This window comes from Xanthomonas sp. BRIP62415 (assembly GCF_003993515.1).
GTDB classification, from domain to species: Bacteria; Pseudomonadota; Gammaproteobacteria; order Xanthomonadales; family Xanthomonadaceae; genus Xanthomonas; species Xanthomonas euroxanthea.
Genome location: NZ_QEZH01000014.1, coordinates 149,171 through 168,280 on the forward strand (window position 1 = coordinate 149,171; position 19,110 = coordinate 168,280).

General features: G+C 65.8%; 16 protein-coding genes. 13 read left to right on the plus strand and 3 right to left on the minus strand.

The window, feature by feature from the left end; translation table 11 throughout:
* Positions 1–59 precede the first annotated feature (59 nt).
* The 4 genes from EO141_RS05375 to EO141_RS05390 all read left to right on the plus strand — a co-directional run bounded on the left by EO141_RS05375 (position 60) and on the right by EO141_RS05390 (position 4,787).
* Positions 60–614: an NADPH-dependent FMN reductase gene (locus EO141_RS05375; protein WP_127168690.1), complete on the plus strand. Its 555-nt coding sequence runs from the start codon at positions 60–62 to the stop codon at positions 612–614.
* Between the two features lie 222 nt (positions 615–836).
* Complete coding sequence (locus EO141_RS05380; protein WP_104583351.1) at positions 837–2,264, plus strand: replicative DNA helicase; 1,428 nt, start codon at positions 837–839, stop codon at positions 2,262–2,264.
* Between the two features lie 102 nt (positions 2,265–2,366).
* On the plus strand, positions 2,367–3,785 hold the full coding sequence (locus EO141_RS05385) for a deoxyribodipyrimidine photo-lyase (RefSeq protein ID WP_127168691.1): 1,419 nt from the start codon (positions 2,367–2,369) through the stop codon (positions 3,783–3,785).
* Between the two features lie 276 nt (positions 3,786–4,061).
* Entirely contained in the window at positions 4,062–4,787 is a 726-nt protein-coding gene (locus EO141_RS05390) for an OmpA family protein (RefSeq protein ID WP_016902719.1), read from the plus strand.
* Between the two features lie 1,092 nt (positions 4,788–5,879).
* Here EO141_RS05390 and EO141_RS05400 read toward each other — a convergent pair.
* Complete coding sequence (locus EO141_RS05400; RefSeq protein WP_104583349.1) at positions 5,880–6,914, minus strand: LysR family transcriptional regulator; 1,035 nt, start codon at positions 6,912–6,914, stop codon at positions 5,880–5,882.
* Between the two features lie 130 nt (positions 6,915–7,044).
* Between EO141_RS05400 and EO141_RS05405 the strand changes: the two genes are divergently transcribed.
* From EO141_RS05405 to EO141_RS05430, 6 genes are all read left to right on the plus strand, one after another.
* Positions 7,045–7,272, plus strand: coding sequence for a hypothetical protein (locus EO141_RS05405; RefSeq protein ID WP_115676632.1), 228 nt, complete (start codon positions 7,045–7,047; stop codon positions 7,270–7,272).
* Positions 7,269–8,042, plus strand: a complete 774-nt coding sequence (locus tag EO141_RS05410) for an SDR family NAD(P)-dependent oxidoreductase (RefSeq protein ID WP_104648380.1) — start codon at positions 7,269–7,271, stop codon at positions 8,040–8,042. Before EO141_RS05405 ends, EO141_RS05410 begins: the two co-directional genes overlap by 4 nt.
* On the plus strand, positions 8,039–9,229 hold the full coding sequence (locus EO141_RS05415) for an efflux RND transporter periplasmic adaptor subunit (protein ID WP_127168693.1): 1,191 nt from the start codon (positions 8,039–8,041) through the stop codon (positions 9,227–9,229). Before EO141_RS05410 ends, EO141_RS05415 begins: the two co-directional genes overlap by 4 nt.
* 105 nt (positions 9,230–9,334) lie before the next feature.
* Positions 9,335–12,505 carry an efflux RND transporter permease subunit gene (locus EO141_RS05420; RefSeq protein WP_054592673.1) on the plus strand — a complete coding sequence of 1,057 codons (3,171 nt, stop codon included), beginning with the start codon at positions 9,335–9,337 and terminating at the stop codon, positions 12,503–12,505.
* Positions 12,506–12,547: 42 nt separating this feature from the next.
* Positions 12,548–13,279 carry an SDR family oxidoreductase gene (locus EO141_RS05425; protein WP_127168694.1) on the plus strand — a complete coding sequence of 244 codons (732 nt, stop codon included), beginning with the start codon at positions 12,548–12,550 and terminating at the stop codon, positions 13,277–13,279.
* Positions 13,273–14,697 carry an efflux transporter outer membrane subunit gene (locus EO141_RS05430; protein WP_104583345.1) on the plus strand — a complete coding sequence of 475 codons (1,425 nt, stop codon included), beginning with the start codon at positions 13,273–13,275 and terminating at the stop codon, positions 14,695–14,697. The genes EO141_RS05425 and EO141_RS05430 overlap by 7 nt, the downstream gene beginning before the upstream one ends.
* Before the next feature lie 311 nt (positions 14,698–15,008).
* On the opposite strand, the gene EO141_RS05435 is transcribed toward EO141_RS05430, so the two are convergent.
* Complete coding sequence (locus tag EO141_RS05435; RefSeq protein WP_104583344.1) at positions 15,009–15,983, minus strand: GGDEF domain-containing protein; 975 nt, start codon at positions 15,981–15,983, stop codon at positions 15,009–15,011.
* Between the two features lie 94 nt (positions 15,984–16,077).
* Here EO141_RS05435 and EO141_RS05440 point away from each other — a divergent pair, with 94 nt between their 5' ends.
* Positions 16,078–16,371, plus strand: coding sequence for a hypothetical protein (locus tag EO141_RS05440; RefSeq protein ID WP_127168695.1), 294 nt, complete (start codon positions 16,078–16,080; stop codon positions 16,369–16,371).
* A 113-nt stretch (positions 16,372–16,484) separates the two neighbouring features.
* On the opposite strand, the gene EO141_RS05445 is transcribed toward EO141_RS05440, so the two are convergent.
* A complete protein-coding gene (locus EO141_RS05445; protein ID WP_127168696.1) occupies positions 16,485–18,182 on the minus strand; it encodes a diguanylate cyclase in 1,698 nt (565 codons plus the stop codon).
* Between the two features lie 155 nt (positions 18,183–18,337).
* Here EO141_RS05445 and EO141_RS05450 point away from each other — a divergent pair, with 155 nt between their 5' ends.
* Together EO141_RS05450 and EO141_RS21330 are read left to right on the plus strand one after the other, a co-directional pair.
* A complete protein-coding gene (locus EO141_RS05450; RefSeq protein WP_115677062.1) occupies positions 18,338–18,586 on the plus strand; it encodes a hypothetical protein in 249 nt (82 codons plus the stop codon).
* Positions 18,587–18,697: 111 nt separating this feature from the next.
* Positions 18,698–18,868, plus strand: coding sequence for a hypothetical protein (locus tag EO141_RS21330; RefSeq protein WP_164739080.1), 171 nt, complete (start codon positions 18,698–18,700; stop codon positions 18,866–18,868).
* The last annotated feature ends 242 nt before the right edge of the window (positions 18,869–19,110 follow it).

Below are 19,110 nucleotides of genomic sequence, written 5' to 3' on the forward strand. Positions count from 1 at the left end.
CCGGGTATGAGCGCCAGGCTGACTAGAGTCGGGCGCTGATTCCCCAATGGAGCGTTCCCATGAGCAAGATCACCATCGCCGTGCTGGTCGGCAGCCTGCGTGCAGCGTCCTACAACCGCCAGCTGGCGCACGCGCTGGAGCATCTGGTCGGCGACAAGGCGGTGTTCGAGTATCTGGAGATCGGCGACATCCCGCTGTACAACCAGGACCGTGACGGCGATTTTCCGGCTGAAGGCAGGCGGCTGAAGCAGCAGATCCGGGCGGCGGATGCGGTGCTGTTCGTGACTCCCGAATACAACCGCTCGATTCCCGGCGTACTCAAGAACGCCCTCGATACCGGCTCGCGTCCCTACGGCGACAGCGCCTTTGCGGGCAAGCCGGCTGCCGTGGTCGGCATCTCGGTCGGGGCGATCGGCACCGCCACCGCGCAGCAGCATCTGCGCAATGTGTTGTCGTATCTGGACATGCATGTGCTCGGCCAGCCGGAAGTCTTCCTGCAGTACAAAGACGGGCTGTTCGGGGCCGACAACCAGATTGCCAACGCCGACAGCCGCAAGTTCCTGCAGGGCTTTGTCGACGCCTTCCTGGGCCTGACCGAACAGTTCAAGCGCTGAGTTGACCACAGCGGTGGTGCGCCTGGAGGCGGCCGCCAATGGCGGCCGGTGGTGCGGCGCAAACCCAGGCGCCGCAAGCGTCTCGGCGGTTGCGACAGCTGCCGCGTAGAACGGTGATGCACCGGCTGTCCACCAGTTATCCACAGAGTTGTGCATGGTCGTCGGCGCCGCCGATGACTATGCTTCCTGCCCCCGTCTCCCTCGTGTCAGGTCTGTTTGTCCATGTCTGCTCGTCCTGGTTTCCGTTCCAAGCGCAATCGCGATCGCGATGACGATTACGATCGTCCCGAGCCGCGGCTTGACCAGTTGCGGGTGCCGCCGCATTCGGTCGAGGCCGAGCAGGCCGTGCTCGGTGGGCTGATGCTGGCGCCGGAGGCGTTCGACCGGGTCAACGACCAGCTGACCGACAACGATTTCTACCGCCGCGATCATCGCCTGATCTACCGCGCGATTCGCGAACTGAACGAAAAGGACCGCCCCTTCGATGCGGTGACCCTGGGCGAGTGGTTCGAATCGCAAGGCAAGCTGGAACAGGTGGGCGATGGCGCCTACCTGATCGAGTTGGCCAGCACCACGCCCTCGGCGGCCAATATCGCCGCCTATGCGGAGATCGTGCGCGACAAGGCGGTGCTGCGGCAGCTGATCGAAGTCGGTACCACCATCGTCAACGACGGCTTCCAGCCCGAGGGCCGCGAAAGCGTGGAGTTGCTGTCGTCGGCGGAGAAGGCGGTGTTCAAGATCGCCGAGGCCGGCGCGCGAGGGCGCACCGACTTCGTGGCGATGCCGGGCGCATTGAAGGACGCCTTCGAAGAATTGCGCAGCCGTTTCGAAAACGGCGGCAACATCACCGGCCTGCCGACCGGCTACAACGATTTCGACGCGATGACCTCCGGCCTGCAGCCGACCGACCTGATCATCCTGGCCGCGCGTCCGGCGATGGGCAAGACCACCTTTGCGCTGAATATCGCCGAATACGCCGCGATCAAATCCAAGAAGGGCGTGGCGGTGTTCTCGATGGAAATGTCGGCATCGCAGCTGGCCATGCGCCTGATCTCGTCCAATGGCCGCATCAATGCGCAGCGGCTGCGTACCGGTGCGCTGGAAGACGAGGACTGGGCACGTGTGACCGGCGCGATCAAGATGCTGAAGGAAACCAAGATCTTCATCGACGACACGCCGGGCGTGTCGCCGGAAGTACTGCGTTCCAAGTGCCGCCGACTCAAGCGCGAGCACGACCTGGGCCTGATCGTCATCGACTACCTGCAGCTGATGTCGGTGCCGGGCAACAGCGAAAACCGTGCGACCGAGATCTCGGAAATCTCGCGTTCGCTCAAGGGCCTGGCCAAGGAACTCAACGTGCCGGTGATCGCGTTGTCGCAGCTCAACCGCTCGCTGGAAACACGTACCGACAAGCGCCCGGTGATGGCCGACCTGCGCGAATCCGGCGCGATCGAGCAGGACGCGGACATGATCGTGTTCATCTACCGCGACGACTATTACAACAAGGAAAATTCGCCGGACAAGGGCCTGGCCGAGATCATCATCGGCAAGCACCGCGGCGGACCGACCGGTTCGTGCAAGCTCAAGTTCTTCGGCGAATACACCCGTTTCGACAATCTGGCCCACGACTCGGTAGGCAGTTTCGAGTAAGCGTCCCGCGTGGTGCCGGGCGGCAATCCGTCGCTGCGGCATCGCGCCATCGTTGCAGCGGCTGGCTTATCCTGCGCGCCTCATCGTCGCTGTCGAGCTTGTATGTCATACGCCATCGTCTGGTTCCGTCGCGATCTGCGCCTGGAAGACAACCCGGCCTTGCAGGCTGCGCTGGATGCGGGGCACCAGCCGATTCCGCTGTATATCGATGCGCCGCACGAAGAAGGCGAGTGGACACCGGGCGCGGCCTCGCGGAGCTGGCGGCATCGCTCGCTTGCGGCACTGGATGCGGCCTTGCGCGCGCTGGGCAGCGGCCTGGTCATTCGCGCCGGCGACAGCGCGCAGGTACTGGATGAGGTGATCGCGCAGACCAAGGCGGTGGCGGTGTACTGGAACCGCAAGTACGAGCCGGCCACACAGCCGCGCGATGCGCAGATCAAGCGCAGCCTGCGCGAGCGCGGGATCGAAGTGCAGAGCTGCAACTCCGCACTGATGTTCGAACCGTGGCAGTTGACGACGCAGCAGGGCGGCCCGTACAAGGTGTTCACCCCGTTCTGGCGCAATGCGCTCACTCAGCTGCAATTGCCGGCTGCGGTGCCGGCACCGCGCAGCCTGCCGCCGTTGCCGGCGCAAGTGAAGACTGTGGCGGTGGAGACGCTCGGGTTGCTGCCGACGCTGGACTGGGACCGGGGCTTCTGGGACCACTGGCAGCCCGGCGAGGCCGGCGCGCACGAGATGCTGGAGATCTTCATCGACGGTGCGCTGTCCGGCTACCGCGAAAACCGCGACCGGCCCGATCGGGTTGGCACCTCGCAGCTGTCGCCGCATCTGCACTTCGGCGAGATCGCGCCGTGGCGGATCGCCAGCACGCTGGAAGCCAATCGCAACGCACGCAACGCGGCGGAGATCGACGGCTATATCCGCCAATTGGGCTGGCGCGATTTTGCGTATCACCTGCTGCACCATTTTCCCGATACCACCAACCAGAATCTCAACCCGCGCTTCGAAGGCTTCGACTGGGCCAAGGTGGACCCGGTCGCGTTGCAGGCCTGGCAGCGCGGCCGCACCGGGATTCCGATCGTCGATGCCGGCATGCGCCAGCTCTGGCACACCGGCTGGATGCACAACCGCGTGCGCATGATCGTGGCGAGCCTGTTGTGCAAGCATCTGCGCGTGCACTGGATCGAAGGCGCGCGCTGGTTCTGGGACACGCTGGTGGATGCGGACCTGGCCAACAACACGATGGGCTGGCAATGGGTCGCCGGTACCGGCGCCGATGCAGCGCCGTATTTCCGCGTGTTCAACCCGGTCACGCAGGCGGAGAAGTTCGATCCACAGGCGGCCTACATCACGCGTTGGATACCGGAACTCGGCAAGCTTGCGGTGAAGGAACGCTTCGCACCGTGGCTGCATCCGTTGTCCTTGGCGCGTCTGGCACCGGAGTATCCGCGTACGCCGGTCATCGGCCTGGCCGAGGGCCGCGACGCGGCGTTGGCGGCCTATGCGAAAACGCGCGGATAAGCACGCGCGCCAGCGCGAAGGCCAACGGTGCTACTCACCTGAGACCCAAGTTTTTGCAGGGCTGAGCCGTCGCATGCTTGTGCTGCGTCGCTTGCGTGGCACGCGCACGAAGACGATGCAGATATGTAAGGCGCAGTTCGAACAGAAAACGTTTTCCTGAATGCAGCACTAGCCAGATGCAGCCGGCGGTCGGTTTCATCATGCGCCAGTCGCGTTGGCCTGTTTATCCTCGCCGACACGATTGAGTGCCGGATGGTCCGGCCACAGGAGAACACCATGTCCCCAGCAGCCACCAAGAGCCTTGCCGTTGCCCTGGCCAGCGCCATCGCGTTGTCCGCCTGCGCCACCGGCGGCTCGTATGTGCAGCGCGACCAATATGGCGAGCAGACGCAACAGCAGAATCGCACCGGCCGCAACGCGCTGATCGGTACTGCGATCGGCGTGGCCGCTGGTCTGCTGACCGGCGACAGCGCCACCGAGCGTCGTCAGCATGCGATGGTGGGTGCCGGCATCGGCGCGCTCAGCGGCGCGGCGGTTGGCCAGTACCAGGATCGCCAGGAGCGCGCGCTGCGTGAGCGCACCGCCAACACCGGTATCGAAGTGCAGCGCCAGGGCGACAACATCACCCTGAACCTGCCCGACGGCATCACCTTCGACTTCGGCAAGTCTGCATTGAAGCCGCAGTTCTACAGCGCGCTCAATGGCGTGGCCTCCACGCTGCGCGAATACAACCAGACCATGGTGGAAGTGGTCGGTCATACCGACAGCGTGGGCAGCGACGCGGTCAATCAGCGTCTGTCCGAAGAACGCGCCGGCGCGGTCGCGCAGTACCTGACCGCACAAGGCGTGCAGCGCGAGCGGATGGAAACCATGGGTGCCGGCAAGCGCTACCCGATTGCCGACAACAGCACCGATGCCGGCCGCGCGCAGAACCGCCGCGTCGAAATCCGCCTGATCCCGCTGCGCTCCGAAGGTGCCGGGAACAACACCGGCATGCGTTGAGTGTGCCGCACTGAATCGTGACGAGTCGATTGACGAGCCGCGATGAGTAAACAAGACGGGCCGCGCAAGCGGCCTGTTTTTTTGCGCTGCGAATTTTTTTGATCAAGCGCGACGCGTCAGTCTATTGAGTGCTGTTTTGGCGGGTGCGGTTCCATTGCGGTTGCGGGATCCATGGGGCGGAATGGATCCTTCCATGGATGGATTTACGGCGTGCAGGGAGAAGCGAGGGGAGAGCATCGCGACCTAGGTCAACCGGCTTGAACATTCCATCACCGCAGAAGTTCGGGTTTTGGTCGCCTTTGTGGTGATTGGATGGTGTGGATGCGTCGGGTGCGAAGCTGCCGATCTGCGGGTCTTCTGCAGGGCCCTTGCCCGCCCACCATCGCAGGACACGCCGCAAGTACGTCCGTGTAGGCTCTGGCGCGGCATCCATGCCGCTCAAGGTCCCGCGACGGTGGGCGGGCAAGGACCTGTCGGGATGGTCGGTGTGCGTGGTTGCAAGCAGGGCACGAGGTGCGCTGAGCGGATCACTCTGGGTCCCATCAGCTTTTTATCGCCTTCCCATCGCAAACGGGGCGGCCGACAGGCTTTCAACACGTGACCTGCAAACTTCTCACCTGTCTGGCGCAAGCCGAGCGACATGCCTTCGAGAAGGCAGCCGACCAACTCTCTGGTGCGGTGTCCTTGCCGGTTGCGGGCTCCTCGGCGGCATGGATGCCGCCGAGGAGCCTCCATGGACGCATTCACGGCGTGTCCCGCAAGCGGTGAGGGCACCGCGCACTCGACCAACTGGTCTTTTGACTTGCAGTTAGACGCTATCGCTAGGCGTTGACCAACGCAGCTTCGGATCTCCAGACCACGCTAAAGCTCGCGCGTTCGGTCGCTTCAAGATTGCATCGGTCGACAGCGGTGATTCGCCACGACAAAAAGTACCGGCGCCGGATGGCACAGACACTCCTGCAGCGATTCGGGATTCGAGATTTGTAGCAGCCAGGACGTTTCGCTTGTACGGGTAACGCCTCTCCATCGCCCTTCGGGCACCTTGTCCCGAGGGGGCGAGGGTGCTCCGTTAGGCGACTATTCGAGTGCTGGCTACGCCGTGACGTTTTCCAGGATGCGCTTGCCTTCTGCACGCAATTGCGCGTCTGCGCCGACTTCGATCTTCGCATCGTTGTCGGCCTTCTGTGCCGCCAGACGCGCAGGGCACTGCGCCATCATGTAATCCGCGTCGAAGTTCATCCGCGTCACCAGGAAGTCCACGAAGGCGCGCACTTTCGGCGAGACCAGACGGCCGCCGGCGAACACCGCGTTGAAGTCCACCTCCGGCCCGGTCCACCCCGCAAGCACCCGGCGGACCAGACCCGATTGCACGAATGGCTTGGCCATCACGTCGCCGGTCAGCAGCAAGCCTTCGCCGCATAGCACCGCGCCATTGAGCGCAGCCGGATCGTTGGCCACCATCAACGGATTGACCGGGAAATCGCGCACATCGCTGCCGTCGCTGAGCGACCAGAAAAAGCGGTTGTTGTGCACGTTGCGGTTCTTGCGCAGCGCCAGCGTGCGATGGAACTGCAGCTCGTCCGGATGCAACGGCTCGCCATAGCGCTCGATGTAGGACGGGCTGGCGAACACCTGCGTGCGCAGGCTGCCGAGCTTGCGCGCGACCAGATTGGAATCGGGCAGGGCGCCGACGCGCAGTGCCAGATCGGCTTCGCCGCCGATCAGGTCCAGCTTCTCGTTGCCCAGATGCATGTCCAGCTGGATTTCCGGGTACTGCGCATGGAACTCGCCCAGCAATGGTGCGATCCAGGTGATGCCCAGCGAGTAGGGCACGGTGAAACGCAGCCAGCCGCGCGGGCCGGACTGCAATTGCCCGACGGCGCTCTCGGCCTCTTCCAGTTCGCGCGCGATGCGCTGGCAGTGTTCGTGGTACACCGAGCCGGCTTCGGTCAGGCCGATGCGGCGGGTGGTCCGGTGCAGCAGGCGGGCACCCAGGCGGGTTTCCAGCTCCTGCACCTTGCGGCTGACGGTGGTCTTGGGCAGGCCAAGCGCGTTGGCTGCCGCGATGAAGCTGCCTTGTTCGACCACCTTGACGAAGATCAGGGTGTCGTTGAGATCGTGAGTCATGGGGAATGCCTTCCGGGGGTCAGGAGGGATTAGACCGCTTACGGGACGATTATTCCCCTAAATCCGGACTAATCAAGTGCTGGTTTGAGGCCTAACTTATGCGCCATCCCCTCCATCCAGGAGCACGGCCATGTGGTTGTGCAATGTGTTCGGCATGTCGTCCGCCTCCCGTAGCGCCATCGAAGGCGCCTTCGATCCCGTGATTCCGGCGGCGAGAAGCCCGCGTGCCAGTGTTTCACGTGCATTTTCGACGCCGCCCAGGCGTCAGGCCGGCGGGGCGCCTGCGCAGCGGACCGGACTGTCGGCGCGTCTGGCGCAGCGTGGCATTGTCCCGATGTCGGGAGTGAAAGTCCCATGACCGGGATGGTCCAATCCGAGACGGCCGTCATCGGCGGTACGGGAGATGTCGGCGCCGGGATCGTCGCCGCCTTGCTCGATGCCGGGATGCCGGTGCTGGTGATTGGACGCGACACCGCCAAGCTCGACGCGCTGCGCGCGCAGCATGGCAACACACCGCTGCTGGAGACCTTGCGGGGTTCGGTGGCCGACGACGCCTCGGCGCAGGCGCTGGCCGGCGAACTGGCCCAGCGCCCGCGTCCGCTGGCGGCGGTGATCGCCAGCCTGGGCAGCCCGCTGAAGGCCGGCCGCCTGCTGGACCGCCCGGTCGCTGCGCTGCGTCGCCGCCTGGAGCGCGACGTGCTGCCGCATCTGGCGGCCGCGCGGCATCTGCTGCCGCTGCTGGCCGAGGCCGAGGGCGGCGGTCGCTACCTGCTGCTGGGCAGCCCCTGCGCACTGCGCGCCTGGGCTGCACACGGCGATACCTCCGTTGCCGCCGCGGCCACGCGCATGCTCGCCCAGGTCCTGCACGAGGAAGCCAAGCCGTTCGGCGTCCGCGTGCATCTGCTGTCGGTCGAGCAGCCGGTGTGCACGCCGGGCCGTGCCAAGGATGCGTGTCCGGAATGGATCCGCGCCGTGGATGTCGGCCGCGCCGCAGTCTCGCTGATCGCCGGGCCTGGCCAGCCCGGGCAAGCCATCGTGACCGTCAGCCGTCGCCCGCACGCCGCTCCATCGGCCGACCGGCTTGCCGGTCTGCATTTTCCCATCCCCACCCGAGAGATCTCCCCATGACCCCGAACGCCACCCCGTTCCGTTTTCCCTTGCGTACTGTATTGACGGGCGCCGTACTCGCGGTTGTGCTGGCCGGTTGCGGTAGCAAGGCTGCCGAGACCGGTGCGCCGCCGCCGCCCAGCGTCAGCGTCGCCCCGGTGTTGATGAAGGAGATCAGCCAGTGGGACGAATTCAGCGGCCGCATCGAGCCGGTGGAAAGCGTCGAGCTGCGCCCGCGCGTGTCCGGCTACATCGACAAGGTCAACTACGTCGAAGGCGCCGAAGTGAAGAAGGGCGATGTGCTCTTCAGCATCGACGACCGCAGCTACCGTGCCGAATTCGCGCGCGCCAACGCGGCGCTGGTGCGTGCACGCACGCAGTCCACGCTGGCCCGCAGCGAAGCGGCACGCGCCCGCAAATTGTCCGACCAGCAGGCCATTTCGACCGAGACCTGGGAGCAGCGCCGCGCTGCCGCCGATCAGGCCGACGCCGATCTGCTGGCCGCACAGGCCGCGCTGGATACCGCCAAGCTCAACCTGGACTGGACCCGCGTGCGTGCGCCGATCGATGGCCGCGCCGGACGTGCGATGGTCACCGCCGGCAACCTGGTCACCGCCAGCGACAGCGCCAGCGTGCTGACCACGCTGGTGTCGCTGGACAAGGTGTTCGTGTACTTCGATGCCGACGAAGGCACCTTCCTGCGTTATTCGCAGATGGCGCGCAACGGCGAGCGCCCGGATGCGCGCGGTGGCGAGTTGCCGGTGCGCATCGGCCTGGTCGGCGAGCAGGGCTTCCCGCACACCGGGCGCGTGGATTTCCTGGATAACCAGGTCACCCGCAGCACCGGCACCATCCGCGTACGCGCAGTGCTGGACAACGCCCAGCGCCAGTTCACGCCGGGCCTGTATGCGCACGTGCAGTTGCTGGGCAGCGGCCAGTTCAAGGCCATGCTGGTCGACGAAAAGGCCGTGCTGACCGACCAGGACCGCAAGTACGTGTACGTGGTCGACAAGGACGGCAAGGCACAACGGCGCGATATCGAGCTTGGCCGCAATGCCGACGGCCTGCGCATCGTGCGCAAGGGACTGGCTGCCGGCGACCGCGTGGTGGTCGATGGTGTGCAGAAGATCTTCATGCCCGGCATGCCGGTCGATGTCAAGCCCGTTGCCATGGCCACGGCACCGGACAAGCGCACCGCGTCGAACTGATTCATCGCTGCATCGCACCCGTGACCACCGGCCTCGCAACGAGGCCGGCTCGGGCCCGCTGTGCCGCGCCGCCACCCGGCGGCAACCTCTTTCAGGACCACCCCCATGGACTTTTCCCGTTTTTTCATCGACCGACCGATCTTTGCCGCGGTGCTGTCGATCATCATCTTCGCCGCCGGCCTGATCGCCATGCCGCTGCTGCCCATCAGCGAATACCCGGAAGTGGTGCCGCCGAGCGTGCAGGTGCGTGCGGTGTATCCGGGCGCCAACCCCAAGGTCATCGCGGAGACCGTCGCCACGCCGCTTGAGGAAGCCATCAACGGCGTGGAAGACATGATGTACATGAAGTCGGTCGCCGGCTCCGATGGCGTGCTGGTGGTCACCGTGACCTTCAAGCCGGGCACCGATCCGGACCAGGCGCAGGTGCAGGTGCAGAACCGCGTCAGCCAGGCGCAGGCGCGTCTGCCCGAGGACGTGCGGCGCCAGGGCGTGACCACGCAGAAGCAGTCGCCGACGCTGACCATGGTCGTGCATCTGACCTCGCCCAAGGGCAAGTACGACTCGCTGTACCTGAGCAACTACGCCACCTTGAAGGTCAAGGACGAGCTGTCGCGCCTGCCGGGCGTGGGCCAGATCCAGATCTTCGGTGCCGGCGACTACGCCATGCGCATCTGGCTGGATCCGGACAAGGTCGCCGCGCGCGGGCTCACCGCCAGCGATGTGGTGGCGGCCATCCGCGAGCAGAACGTGCAGGTCTCTGCCGGCCAGCTCGGTGCCGAGCCGATGCCCAACAAGAGCGATTTCCTGCTCTCGATCAATGCCCAGGGCCGCCTGACCACCGAAGAAGAGTTCGGCAACATCGTGATCCGCAGCGGCAACAGCGGCGAGATCGTGCGCCTGTCGGATGTGGCGCGCCTGGAACTGGGCGCCGGCAACTACACCTTGCGCTCGCAGCTGGACAACAAGAACGCGGTCGGCATGGGCGTGTTCCAGTCGCCCGGTGCCAACGCGATCGAGTTGTCCGATGCGGTGCGCGCCAAGATGGCCGAGCTGGAAAAGCAGTTCCCGCAGGACATGGCGTGGTCGGCTGCGTACGACCCGACCGTGTTCGTGCGCGACTCGATCAGCGCGGTGGTGCATACCTTGCTGGAAGCGGTGCTGCTGGTGGTGCTGGTGGTGATCCTGTTCCTGCAGACCTGGCGCGCCTCGATCATTCCGTTGCTGGCGGTGCCGGTGTCGGTGGTCGGTACGTTTGCCGCGCTGTACCTGCTGGGTTTTTCGATCAACACGCTGAGCCTGTTCGGCCTGGTGCTGGCGATCGGCATCGTGGTCGACGATGCGATCGTGGTGGTGGAAAATGTCGAACGCAACATCGAAGAAGGCCTGGCCCCGCTGGCCGCGGCGCATCAGGCGATGCGCGAAGTCTCCGGGCCGATCATCGCCATCGCGCTGGTGCTGTGCGCGGTGTTCGTGCCGATGGCGTTCCTGTCGGGCGTGACCGGCCAGTTCTACAAGCAGTTCGCGGTGACCATCGCCATTTCCACGGTGATTTCGGCGATCAACTCGCTGACCCTGTCGCCGGCACTGGCCGCCATGCTGCTCAAGCCGCATGACGCACCGAAGGATGGCCCGTCGCGGTTGATCGACCGCTTGTTCGGCTGGTTGTTCCGTCCGTTCAACCGCTTCTTCAACAGCAGTTCGCACAAGTACCAGGGCGCGGTCTCGCGGACCCTGGGCAAGCGTGGCGCGGTGTTCGCGGTGTATGTGCTGCTGCTGGTGGTCACCGGTTTCATGTTCAAGGTGGTGCCGGGCGGCTTCATCCCGACCCAGGACAAGCTGTACCTGATTGCCGGCACCAAGTTGCCGGAAGGCGCCTCGCTGGAACGCACCAACGAGGTGATCCGTCAGATCACCCAGATCGCCTTGCAGACCGAAGGCGTGGACCACGCGATCGCGTTTCCGGGCCTGAATCCACTGCAGTTCACCAATACGCCCAATACCGGCACGGTGTTCCTGACGCTCAAGCCGTTCAGTCAGCGCAGCCGCACGGCGGCGCAGATCAACGCGGAGATCAACGCGCGCATCAGCCAGATCCAGCAGGGTTTTGCGTTTGCGTTCATGCCGCCGCCGATCCTGGGCCTGGGGCAGGGCTCGGGCTACTCGCTGTACATCCAGGACCGCGCCGGCCTGGGCTATGGCCAGTTGCAGAGTGCGGTCAATGCGATGTCCGGTGCGATCTCGCAAACGCCGGGCATGCAGTTCCCGATCGGCACGTATCAGGCCAATGTGCCGCAGCTCGATGCCAAGGTCGATCGCGACAAGGCCAAGGCACAGGGCGTGCCGCTGACCAATCTGTTCGACACGCTGCAGACCTATCTGGGCTCGTCCTACATCAACGACTTCAACCGCTTCGGTCGCACCTACCAGGTGATCGCCCAGGCCGATGGACAGTTCCGCGACAGTGTCGAAGACATCGCCAACCTGCGCACCCGCAACGATCGCGGGCAGATGGTGCCGATCGGCAGCATGGTCACGCTGGGCCAGACCTACGGCCCGGATCCGGTGATCCGCTACAACGGCTACCCGGCTGCCGACCTGATCGGCGAAGCGGACCCGCGCGTGCTCTCTTCCACCCAGGCGATGCAGACGCTGGCTGGCATGGCGCCGAAGGTGTTGCCCAACGGCATGAACATCGAGTGGACCGATCTGAGCTATCAGCAATCCACCCAGGGCAACTCGGCGTTGATCGTGTTCCCGATGGCGGTGTTGCTGGCGTTCCTGGTGCTGGCCGCGTTGTACGAGAGCTGGACGCTGCCGCTGGCAGTGATCCTGATCGTGCCGATGACCCTGCTGTCTGCCTTGTTCGGCGTGTGGCTCACCGGCGGCGACAACAACGTGTTCGTGCAGGTAGGCCTGGTGGTGCTGATGGGCCTGGCGTGCAAGAACGCGATCCTGATCGTGGAGTTCGCCCGCGAACTCGAAATGCACGGCAAGGGCATCGTCGAGGCCGCGCTGGAAGCCTGCCGCCTGCGTCTGCGTCCGATCGTGATGACCTCCATCGCCTTCATCGCCGGCACCGTGCCGCTGGTGTTCGGGCATGGCGCCGGCGCCGAAGTGCGCTCGGTCACCGGTATCACCGTGTTCGCCGGCATGCTTGGCGTGACCCTGTTCGGGCTGTTCCTGACCCCGGTGTTCTATGTGGCGCTGCGCAAGTGGGTGACGCGTCGCGAACCCGCCGCACCGGCCACCGTCGCGCACGATCACGTCAAGGCGTGAGTGCGTCGTTCCCAACCCCATTCGCAGTACAAGGACATTGAAATGAGCAACCACAAGATCGCAATGGTCACCGGCGCCACCCGCGGCATCGGCCTGGAAACCGTCCGGCAGCTGGCCCAGGCCGGCGTGCACACGCTGCTGGCAGGCCGCAAGCGCGACGATGCCGTCGCCGCCGCACTCAAGCTGCAGGCCGAAGGCCTGCCGGTGGAAGCCATCCAGCTCGACGTCAACGACGACATCAGCATCGCCGCGGCGGTCGGCACGGTGGAACAGCGTCACGGCCACCTGGACATCCTGATCAACAACGCCGGCATCATGATCGAGGACATGCAGCGCACCCCGTCGCAGCAGAGCCTGGAGGTGTGGAAGCGGACCTTCGACACCAACCTGTTCGCGGTCGTCAGCGTCACCAAGGCGTTCCTGCCGCTGCTGCGTCGTTCGCTGGCCGGACGCATCGTCAATGTGTCCAGCATGCTTGGCTCGCTGACCCTGCATACCCAGCCCGGCTCGCCGATCTACGACTTCAAGATTCCCGCCTACGACGCCTCCAAGAGCGCGGTCAACAGCTGGACGGTGCATCTGGCCCATGAGTTGCGCGACACCGCCATCAAGGTCAACACCGTGCATCCGGGCTACGTCAAAACCGACATGAACGGCGGTGGCGGCGAGATCGAGGTAGAGCAGGGCGCGCACAGCAGCGTGCAGATGGCGCTGCTCGACGCGCACGGCGCCACCGGCAGCTTCACGCATCTGGGAGAAGTGTTGCCATGGTAAGAAACCTTCTGAGCGTGGCACTGGCCGCGCTGGTGCTCAGCGGTTGCGCGGTCGGGCCGGATTACCGGCCCGACCCGCCGGCCGCGGTGACCTTGCAGGGCGCGCAGGACGCGGCCTTCAGCGCCGAATCGCCGGTCGGCAACTGGTGGTCGCAGTTCGACGACCCGGTGCTGGAACAGTTGGTGCGCGATGCCTTGTTCGCCAATCACGATCTGCGCATCGCCGTGTCGCGCGTCAAGCAGGCGCGTGCGGTGTTCGTCGAGCGTCGCCTCGACCAGGCTCCGCACATCACCGCGCAGGGCAGCTTCGATCGCCGCGAGCAACAGCAGGTGGTCGCCGGCAACCAGCGCTTCCTCACCGAGCAGACCACCCTGGGGCTGGATGCGGCCTGGGAGCTGGATCTGTTCGGCCGTCAGCGGCGCGCCTCCGAAGCGGCACGCGCGGATCTGGAAGCCGAGCAGGCCGGCCTGCTTGACGTGCAGGTCACCGTCGCTGCCGAAGTGGCGCGCAACTACTTCGAGTTGCGCGGCACGCAGAAGCAGCTGGAGGTCTCCAAGCGCACGCTGACCAACCTGCACGACACCCAGCGGCTGACGCAGACGCGTTGGGACCTGGGCGCGGGCAGCGAGCTGGATGTGCAGAGCAGCCTGGCGCGGTTGAAGGCGATCGAGGCGGACATTCCGCTGCTGGAAACCGCCGAAGCGCAGTACCGCCATCGCCTGGCGGTGCTGCTCGGCCAGCCGCCCAATGCCCTGGATGCCACCCTGGTGGCGCGCACCACGCCCGCGTTCGCACGTGCGTTGCCGCTGGGCGATACCGCCGGATTGCTGCGTCAGCGCCCGGACGTGCGCAGCGCCGAACGTCGGCTGGCGGCGGCCACGGCGCAGGTCGGCGTGGCCACGGCCGACCTGTTTCCGCGCATCAGCGTCAGCGGCTTTGTCGGCTTCCTGTCCGGCGACGCGGCCAGGCTGACCGAGGGCAGCGGCAAGGCCTGGTCGATCACCCCGTCGATCAGCTGGGCGGCATTCGACTTCGGCACCGTGCGTGCACGCCTGCGTGCCAGCAAGGCGCAGGCCGACGGCGCGCTGGCGCAATACCAGCAGACGGTGTTGCTGGCGCTGGAAGACACCGAGAACGCCTTGATCGGCTACGGCCGCCAGCAGGCGCGCCTGGCGATCGTGGTGGAGCAGGCCAATGCGGCGCGGCGTGCCGAACAACTGGCGCAGATCCGCTACCGCGAGGGCTCGGAAGACTTCCTGACCCTGCTGGACGCACAACGCACCCAGTTGGCCGCCGACGATGCATTGGCGCAGGCCGAAGCAGCGGTCAATGTCGGTGTGGTCGGTGTGTACAAGGCCTTGGGCGGCTGGAAGCAGGACCAGGCGCCTGCAGCACCGGTGGCAGTGCTCGATCGCTAGGCAGGCATGCGGGGCGGCGGTCAGGTCGCCCCGCAGTCTCACTCGGAAACGTAACCGTCTGGCGCGGCTGACTCCCTGATGGACCGCCGGCGGGCGAGTGCGGACAGTGCTCGCCATCGGCAAGTATCACCGGTACCCGCCGGTTGCCGTGTGACCTGATGGCTGTTCGCCAGCCGTGTGAGCCGCTGTCAGCTGCGCCGGCCTGCGACAAGCGGCGCCGACGCGTTGTCGGCTGTTGGCCAACGCGGTGCCGGGATCTCAGCACCGAGCCGGTGTGCCCGCTGCCCGGGCGCTGAGACGACGGCCTGCGCTCAGTCGGCCACCCGCACGCTGTCGCGGCCACCGTTCTTGGCCAGATACAGCGCGGCATCGGCCCGCGAAAACCAGTCCTGCCAATGCGTCTCGCCATCGTGGCGCGCCGCGCCCAGCGATACCGTGATACGGCCACCCGGGCCGCGCAGACCGTTGCGGATCACCTTGCGCAGGCGTTCGGTGGCCGCTTCCAGTTCCTGCAAGGAACCGGCACGCAACAACACCACGAATTCTTCGCCGCCGAAGCGGAACACCTGATGCGGCTCGCGCACTTCGAAACGCAGGATGGTGGCCAGATCCGACAGCGCGGCATCGCCTGCGGCATGCCCGTACAGATCGTTGACCTCCTTGAAATGGTCCAGATCCAGGATGATCAGGCTGTTGAGCCGTTCATGCGGCTGCCGCCGATCGATCTGGTGGGTGAGCGCACGCTCGAGCATGCGTCGGTTGGGCAGGCCGGTCAGCGCATCCAGCGAGGCCAGTTCTTCCAGATGCACGCGGTCGTCCTGCATGCGCAACGAAAACGCATAGCCCACCGCCAGCGTCACCACCGTCACCACGACCGTCGACACGCCCTGGCCGGGGCTGACGATCAGGCCAGGCAACAGCAAGAGTGCTGCCAGCAGCGGCAGGCTCAGCAGCACCGCGCGTTGCGGGCCGCACAGGAAGTAATTGGTGGCCAGCACCGGAAACAGCCAGGGCAGGGCACCATCGCCGCCGGTCCAGCAGGCCACGAGACAGCCACCGACGTTGATGGAGGCCAGCCACACGCCACCAGCGCCAGTGCGTTCGGCATCGCGCATCCTCCAGCCCCGCCATATCGCAAACATGCCGAGCGAGGCGGTGATGAGGCAGGCCAGCGCCTGACCGGTGATGGCCAGGTACACCGCATAAAGGCAAAGCAACAGCGCGGTGATCGGCCCCAGCGTCTTGACGATGCCGAGGCGGAAATCCCGCCGCAGGTGGAGGATCACAGGGAAGGTTCTATAGGGGTCGGCATCATTATCGGCGGAGCCTTGCGAAAGTTGAGCGTGCACGCGTCGCGGCAACGGGTAGGAAAATGAAGCGTTGCCGGGCCGGGCTTCGCACATCCTTGACGGCCGTGCCGCAACCGTAGCGTCTTTGTCGTCGGAGTCTGCCATGCCCACACGCGAAGAACTCGACACGCGCCTGGATGCGCTGCAGGACGAACTGCCGCAGCTGTCCGCCGATGAGGACGCGGATTTTGACTACCTCGATTTCCAGGCGCGTGCCCAGGCCCTGCTGAGCAGCGCCGCGGCCGAGGACGCAGCCTATGTGCGGACCCGTGTGGACGGCATGCTGGCGGGCGCCGGCCTGATTCCTACCGATGAGGATGGGTAGAGCTGCACGTGACTGCTGCTCTGCCCAACCGGCGAGCCGCCTGCATTGCAGCCGGCCCGGGCGGCGCGAAGGTGGGGCTGCAGGCGCAGCCCCAATGCTGGTAACGGCGTGGCTTACCGCGTGGCCGACGCGCCGGCACTGACCACCTGATTGCGCCCGGCCTGCTTGGCGCGGTACAGCGCTTCGTCCGCGCGCCGCAGCAGCTGCGCCATGTTGCCTGCATGCTCGGGAAAGCTGGCCGCGCCGAACGATGCACTGACCTTCGGCAACGAGACGCCATCGGCCATGACCTGCAGGGACTCGATGCCGGCGCGCAGCTTCTCGGCCATCCGGCAGGCGGTCGCCAGGTCCACTTCGGGCAGGATGATCGTCAGCTCTTCGCCGCCGTAGCGGCAGCAGATGTCTTCGCCGCGCGTCTGCGCCAGCAGGAATTCGCCGATCGCCGCCAGGACGCGATCACCGCCGCTGTGGCCGTGCAGGTCGTTGAACTGCTTGAAGTGGTCCACATCCAGCATCAGCACCGACAAGGGCTGTACCCGTCGCGTGCAGCGCGCCAGTTCGTGATTGAGCGCCTCTTCGAGATACCGGCGGTTATACAGTCCGGTCAACGGATCGCGGATGGACTGTTGCCGCAGCGTTTCGCGCAGACGCAGGTTGTGCAGCGCCAGCGACAATTGTTCGGCCGCTGCCTCGGCCACGGTCAACGAGGCCAGGTCGCGCGGATCCTCGCTGCGCAGCGCCAGCATCCCCAACTGCGTGCCCTGCGCCGATAACGGGATGCAGACGGTGCTCGCGTGCGCCGGAAGATTGGCGCCGACGTGCTGGCAGAGCATTCCCTGGCTGGCGTCTTGCACCACATGCGTGCGATCGCGGCGCAAGGCCCAGCAGGTGTCCGGCGCGATGCTGGCGTTGTCGTCGTCGGCCATCGTGCCCCAGGCCACCACCTGTTCGGCACGATCGCGCGAGGCGCGCAGCAGATAGACCGCACCGGCCGCGCCCGGGACCAGCGGCGCGATCGTGCGTGCGGTGATTTCCAGTGCTTCCTCGGCATCGCGGCAGTTCTGCAGCAACCCCGAGTAACGCGCCAGCGCCTCCAGCCCCGCCGACGTGCGTTCAAGTGTGGCGAACGATTCGATCAGGCGCTCGCTGGTCGTGCTGGCGGCGTCCTCGGCCCGCACGCGCCGTTCCAGTTCGCGTGACAGCAGCCGGTAGGCCAGCAACATCACCAGCAAGCCGCTGAAAATCCCGACCACCGTGACCCACAGCACCCACTGCGCACTGCGCGTGTTGGTGTCATTGCGCTTCACCAGTTGCTGGCGCTCCAGTTCCGTCATGATCTGCACCTGGCGGCGCAGCGAAGACGAGGTCTGGAACACGCCACGTGCGATCGAGGCGCGCGCCCCATCCAGGCCCTGCTTGCGGTAGCTGTGCAACAGGTCGTCGATCTGCGTCAGGCGAATGTCCACCAGGCGTCCAAGCTCCACGACATGGCGCCGCTGTACCGGGTTGTCCTGCACCAGGGCGTCCAGCCGCACGATGCGCTCGGGCAGTCGCCCGATCGCATCGGCGTACACCCCGAGAAACGCTTCGTTGTCGGTCAAGACATAGCCGCGCACCGACGACTCCGCCGACAGCATTCCGGCCTGGATCTCGTCGATGCTGGCGATCACCTCCTGCGTGTGCGTCACCCAGCCGGCGTCGGACAGCGAACGCTGCGTGGTCAAATACCCGCCTATGCCGATCAGGACGAAGATCATCCCGCCGAGCAACAAGGCGCCGGCAGCGTGGCGTTTTGCTTTCTTGGTCAACACCGTGTTTCCCCGACACTGATTGTCTAGTAGAGACCGATGCAAGTCGCGTGCCTATGCTTCACTTCGCTTGCCAGTCAGCTGCGGGACGGGCTCAAGGTCGCTCCGGCGGCGGCACGACGATATGCTTTACGCTCGTCATCGAGCCGGGCAACAGATTGGTCATTTTTCTAGGTAGCTATCAATTGACCTGCCGCGCTGCCCGGGGCGATGGCCCGAGCCCCGGCTGGGTTGCCGACTGGCAGATCGCCCAGATCGGTGCCGGAAGCGCCGGCGACCGGGCAGGCAGCGCACTTTCTGCCACGTTTCCCGACCACCGCAGCGCCATGGCGGCCGCTCGCGTCGCCGGCATGGTGACGCTGGAGGCCATGCACGCCGAAGCGCAACGACAGCTCGAACCCGCCTGAGCGCAGGTGCTGGTGCGCATGGTCGCATCGGCCAAGCCAGCACCAGACAGGCTGGCATGCGGTTTGCTCCAGCCCTGGACAACGCTGGGGAGCGTCTTGGACGGAGGCGACATGCAAGAACCCAACAAAAGTGCCCTGGTCCTGCTGCAACAGGAAGCCACCGAACTGCTCGCGCTCTTCGACCAACTGCGTGGCGATGCGGCACCGGCACACGAGCCAGTCAACGTCGTCGCGGACGGACCTGCCGGGCGCACCGAACAGACCGCCCACGTCAGTAATTGACGCATCCTGCCGGCGTGCACTCACGCGTGGCGCACGCGTGGCCGATGCGTGGCAAGTTCCCGGCGGGCGTAGGGAGGAGGCCTGAAAGACCCGCGCGCTGGAGGGTAGGCGCACGCCGCAGGCGTTCGACGCGTGCACCAGCACCGGCGCAATTTTCGGCCTGTCTTGTGTTCGCATCTGGCAACGGCTGGCGCGGCAGCCTGTCAGCGCCAGTTGGCGGCAGGTCACGCGTTCCTCGGAGC

What these genes read in the sequence shown, in the direction of transcription:
- EO141_RS05375 (WP_127168690.1), top strand. Translation starts at nt 60, where the DNA reads ATGAGCAAGATCACCATCGCCGTGCTGGTCGGCAGCCTGCGTGCAGCG.
- EO141_RS05380 (WP_104583351.1), top strand. Translation starts at nt 837, where the DNA reads ATGTCTGCTCGTCCTGGTTTCCGTTCCAAGCGCAATCGCGATCGCGAT.
- EO141_RS05385 (WP_127168691.1), top strand. Translation starts at nt 2,367, where the DNA reads ATGTCATACGCCATCGTCTGGTTCCGTCGCGATCTGCGCCTGGAAGAC.
- EO141_RS05390 (WP_016902719.1), top strand. Translation starts at nt 4,062, where the DNA reads ATGTCCCCAGCAGCCACCAAGAGCCTTGCCGTTGCCCTGGCCAGCGCC.
- EO141_RS05400 (WP_104583349.1), bottom strand. Translation starts at nt 6,914, where the DNA reads ATGACTCACGATCTCAACGACACCCTGATCTTCGTCAAGGTGGTCGAA.
- EO141_RS05405 (WP_115676632.1), top strand. Translation starts at nt 7,045, where the DNA reads ATGTGGTTGTGCAATGTGTTCGGCATGTCGTCCGCCTCCCGTAGCGCC.
- EO141_RS05410 (WP_104648380.1), top strand. Translation starts at nt 7,269, where the DNA reads ATGACCGGGATGGTCCAATCCGAGACGGCCGTCATCGGCGGTACGGGA.
- EO141_RS05415 (WP_127168693.1), top strand. Translation starts at nt 8,039, where the DNA reads ATGACCCCGAACGCCACCCCGTTCCGTTTTCCCTTGCGTACTGTATTG.
- EO141_RS05420 (WP_054592673.1), top strand. Translation starts at nt 9,335, where the DNA reads ATGGACTTTTCCCGTTTTTTCATCGACCGACCGATCTTTGCCGCGGTG.
- EO141_RS05425 (WP_127168694.1), top strand. Translation starts at nt 12,548, where the DNA reads ATGAGCAACCACAAGATCGCAATGGTCACCGGCGCCACCCGCGGCATC.
- EO141_RS05430 (WP_104583345.1), top strand. Translation starts at nt 13,273, where the DNA reads ATGGTAAGAAACCTTCTGAGCGTGGCACTGGCCGCGCTGGTGCTCAGC.
- EO141_RS21330 (WP_164739080.1), top strand. Translation starts at nt 18,698, where the DNA reads ATGCAAGAACCCAACAAAAGTGCCCTGGTCCTGCTGCAACAGGAAGCC.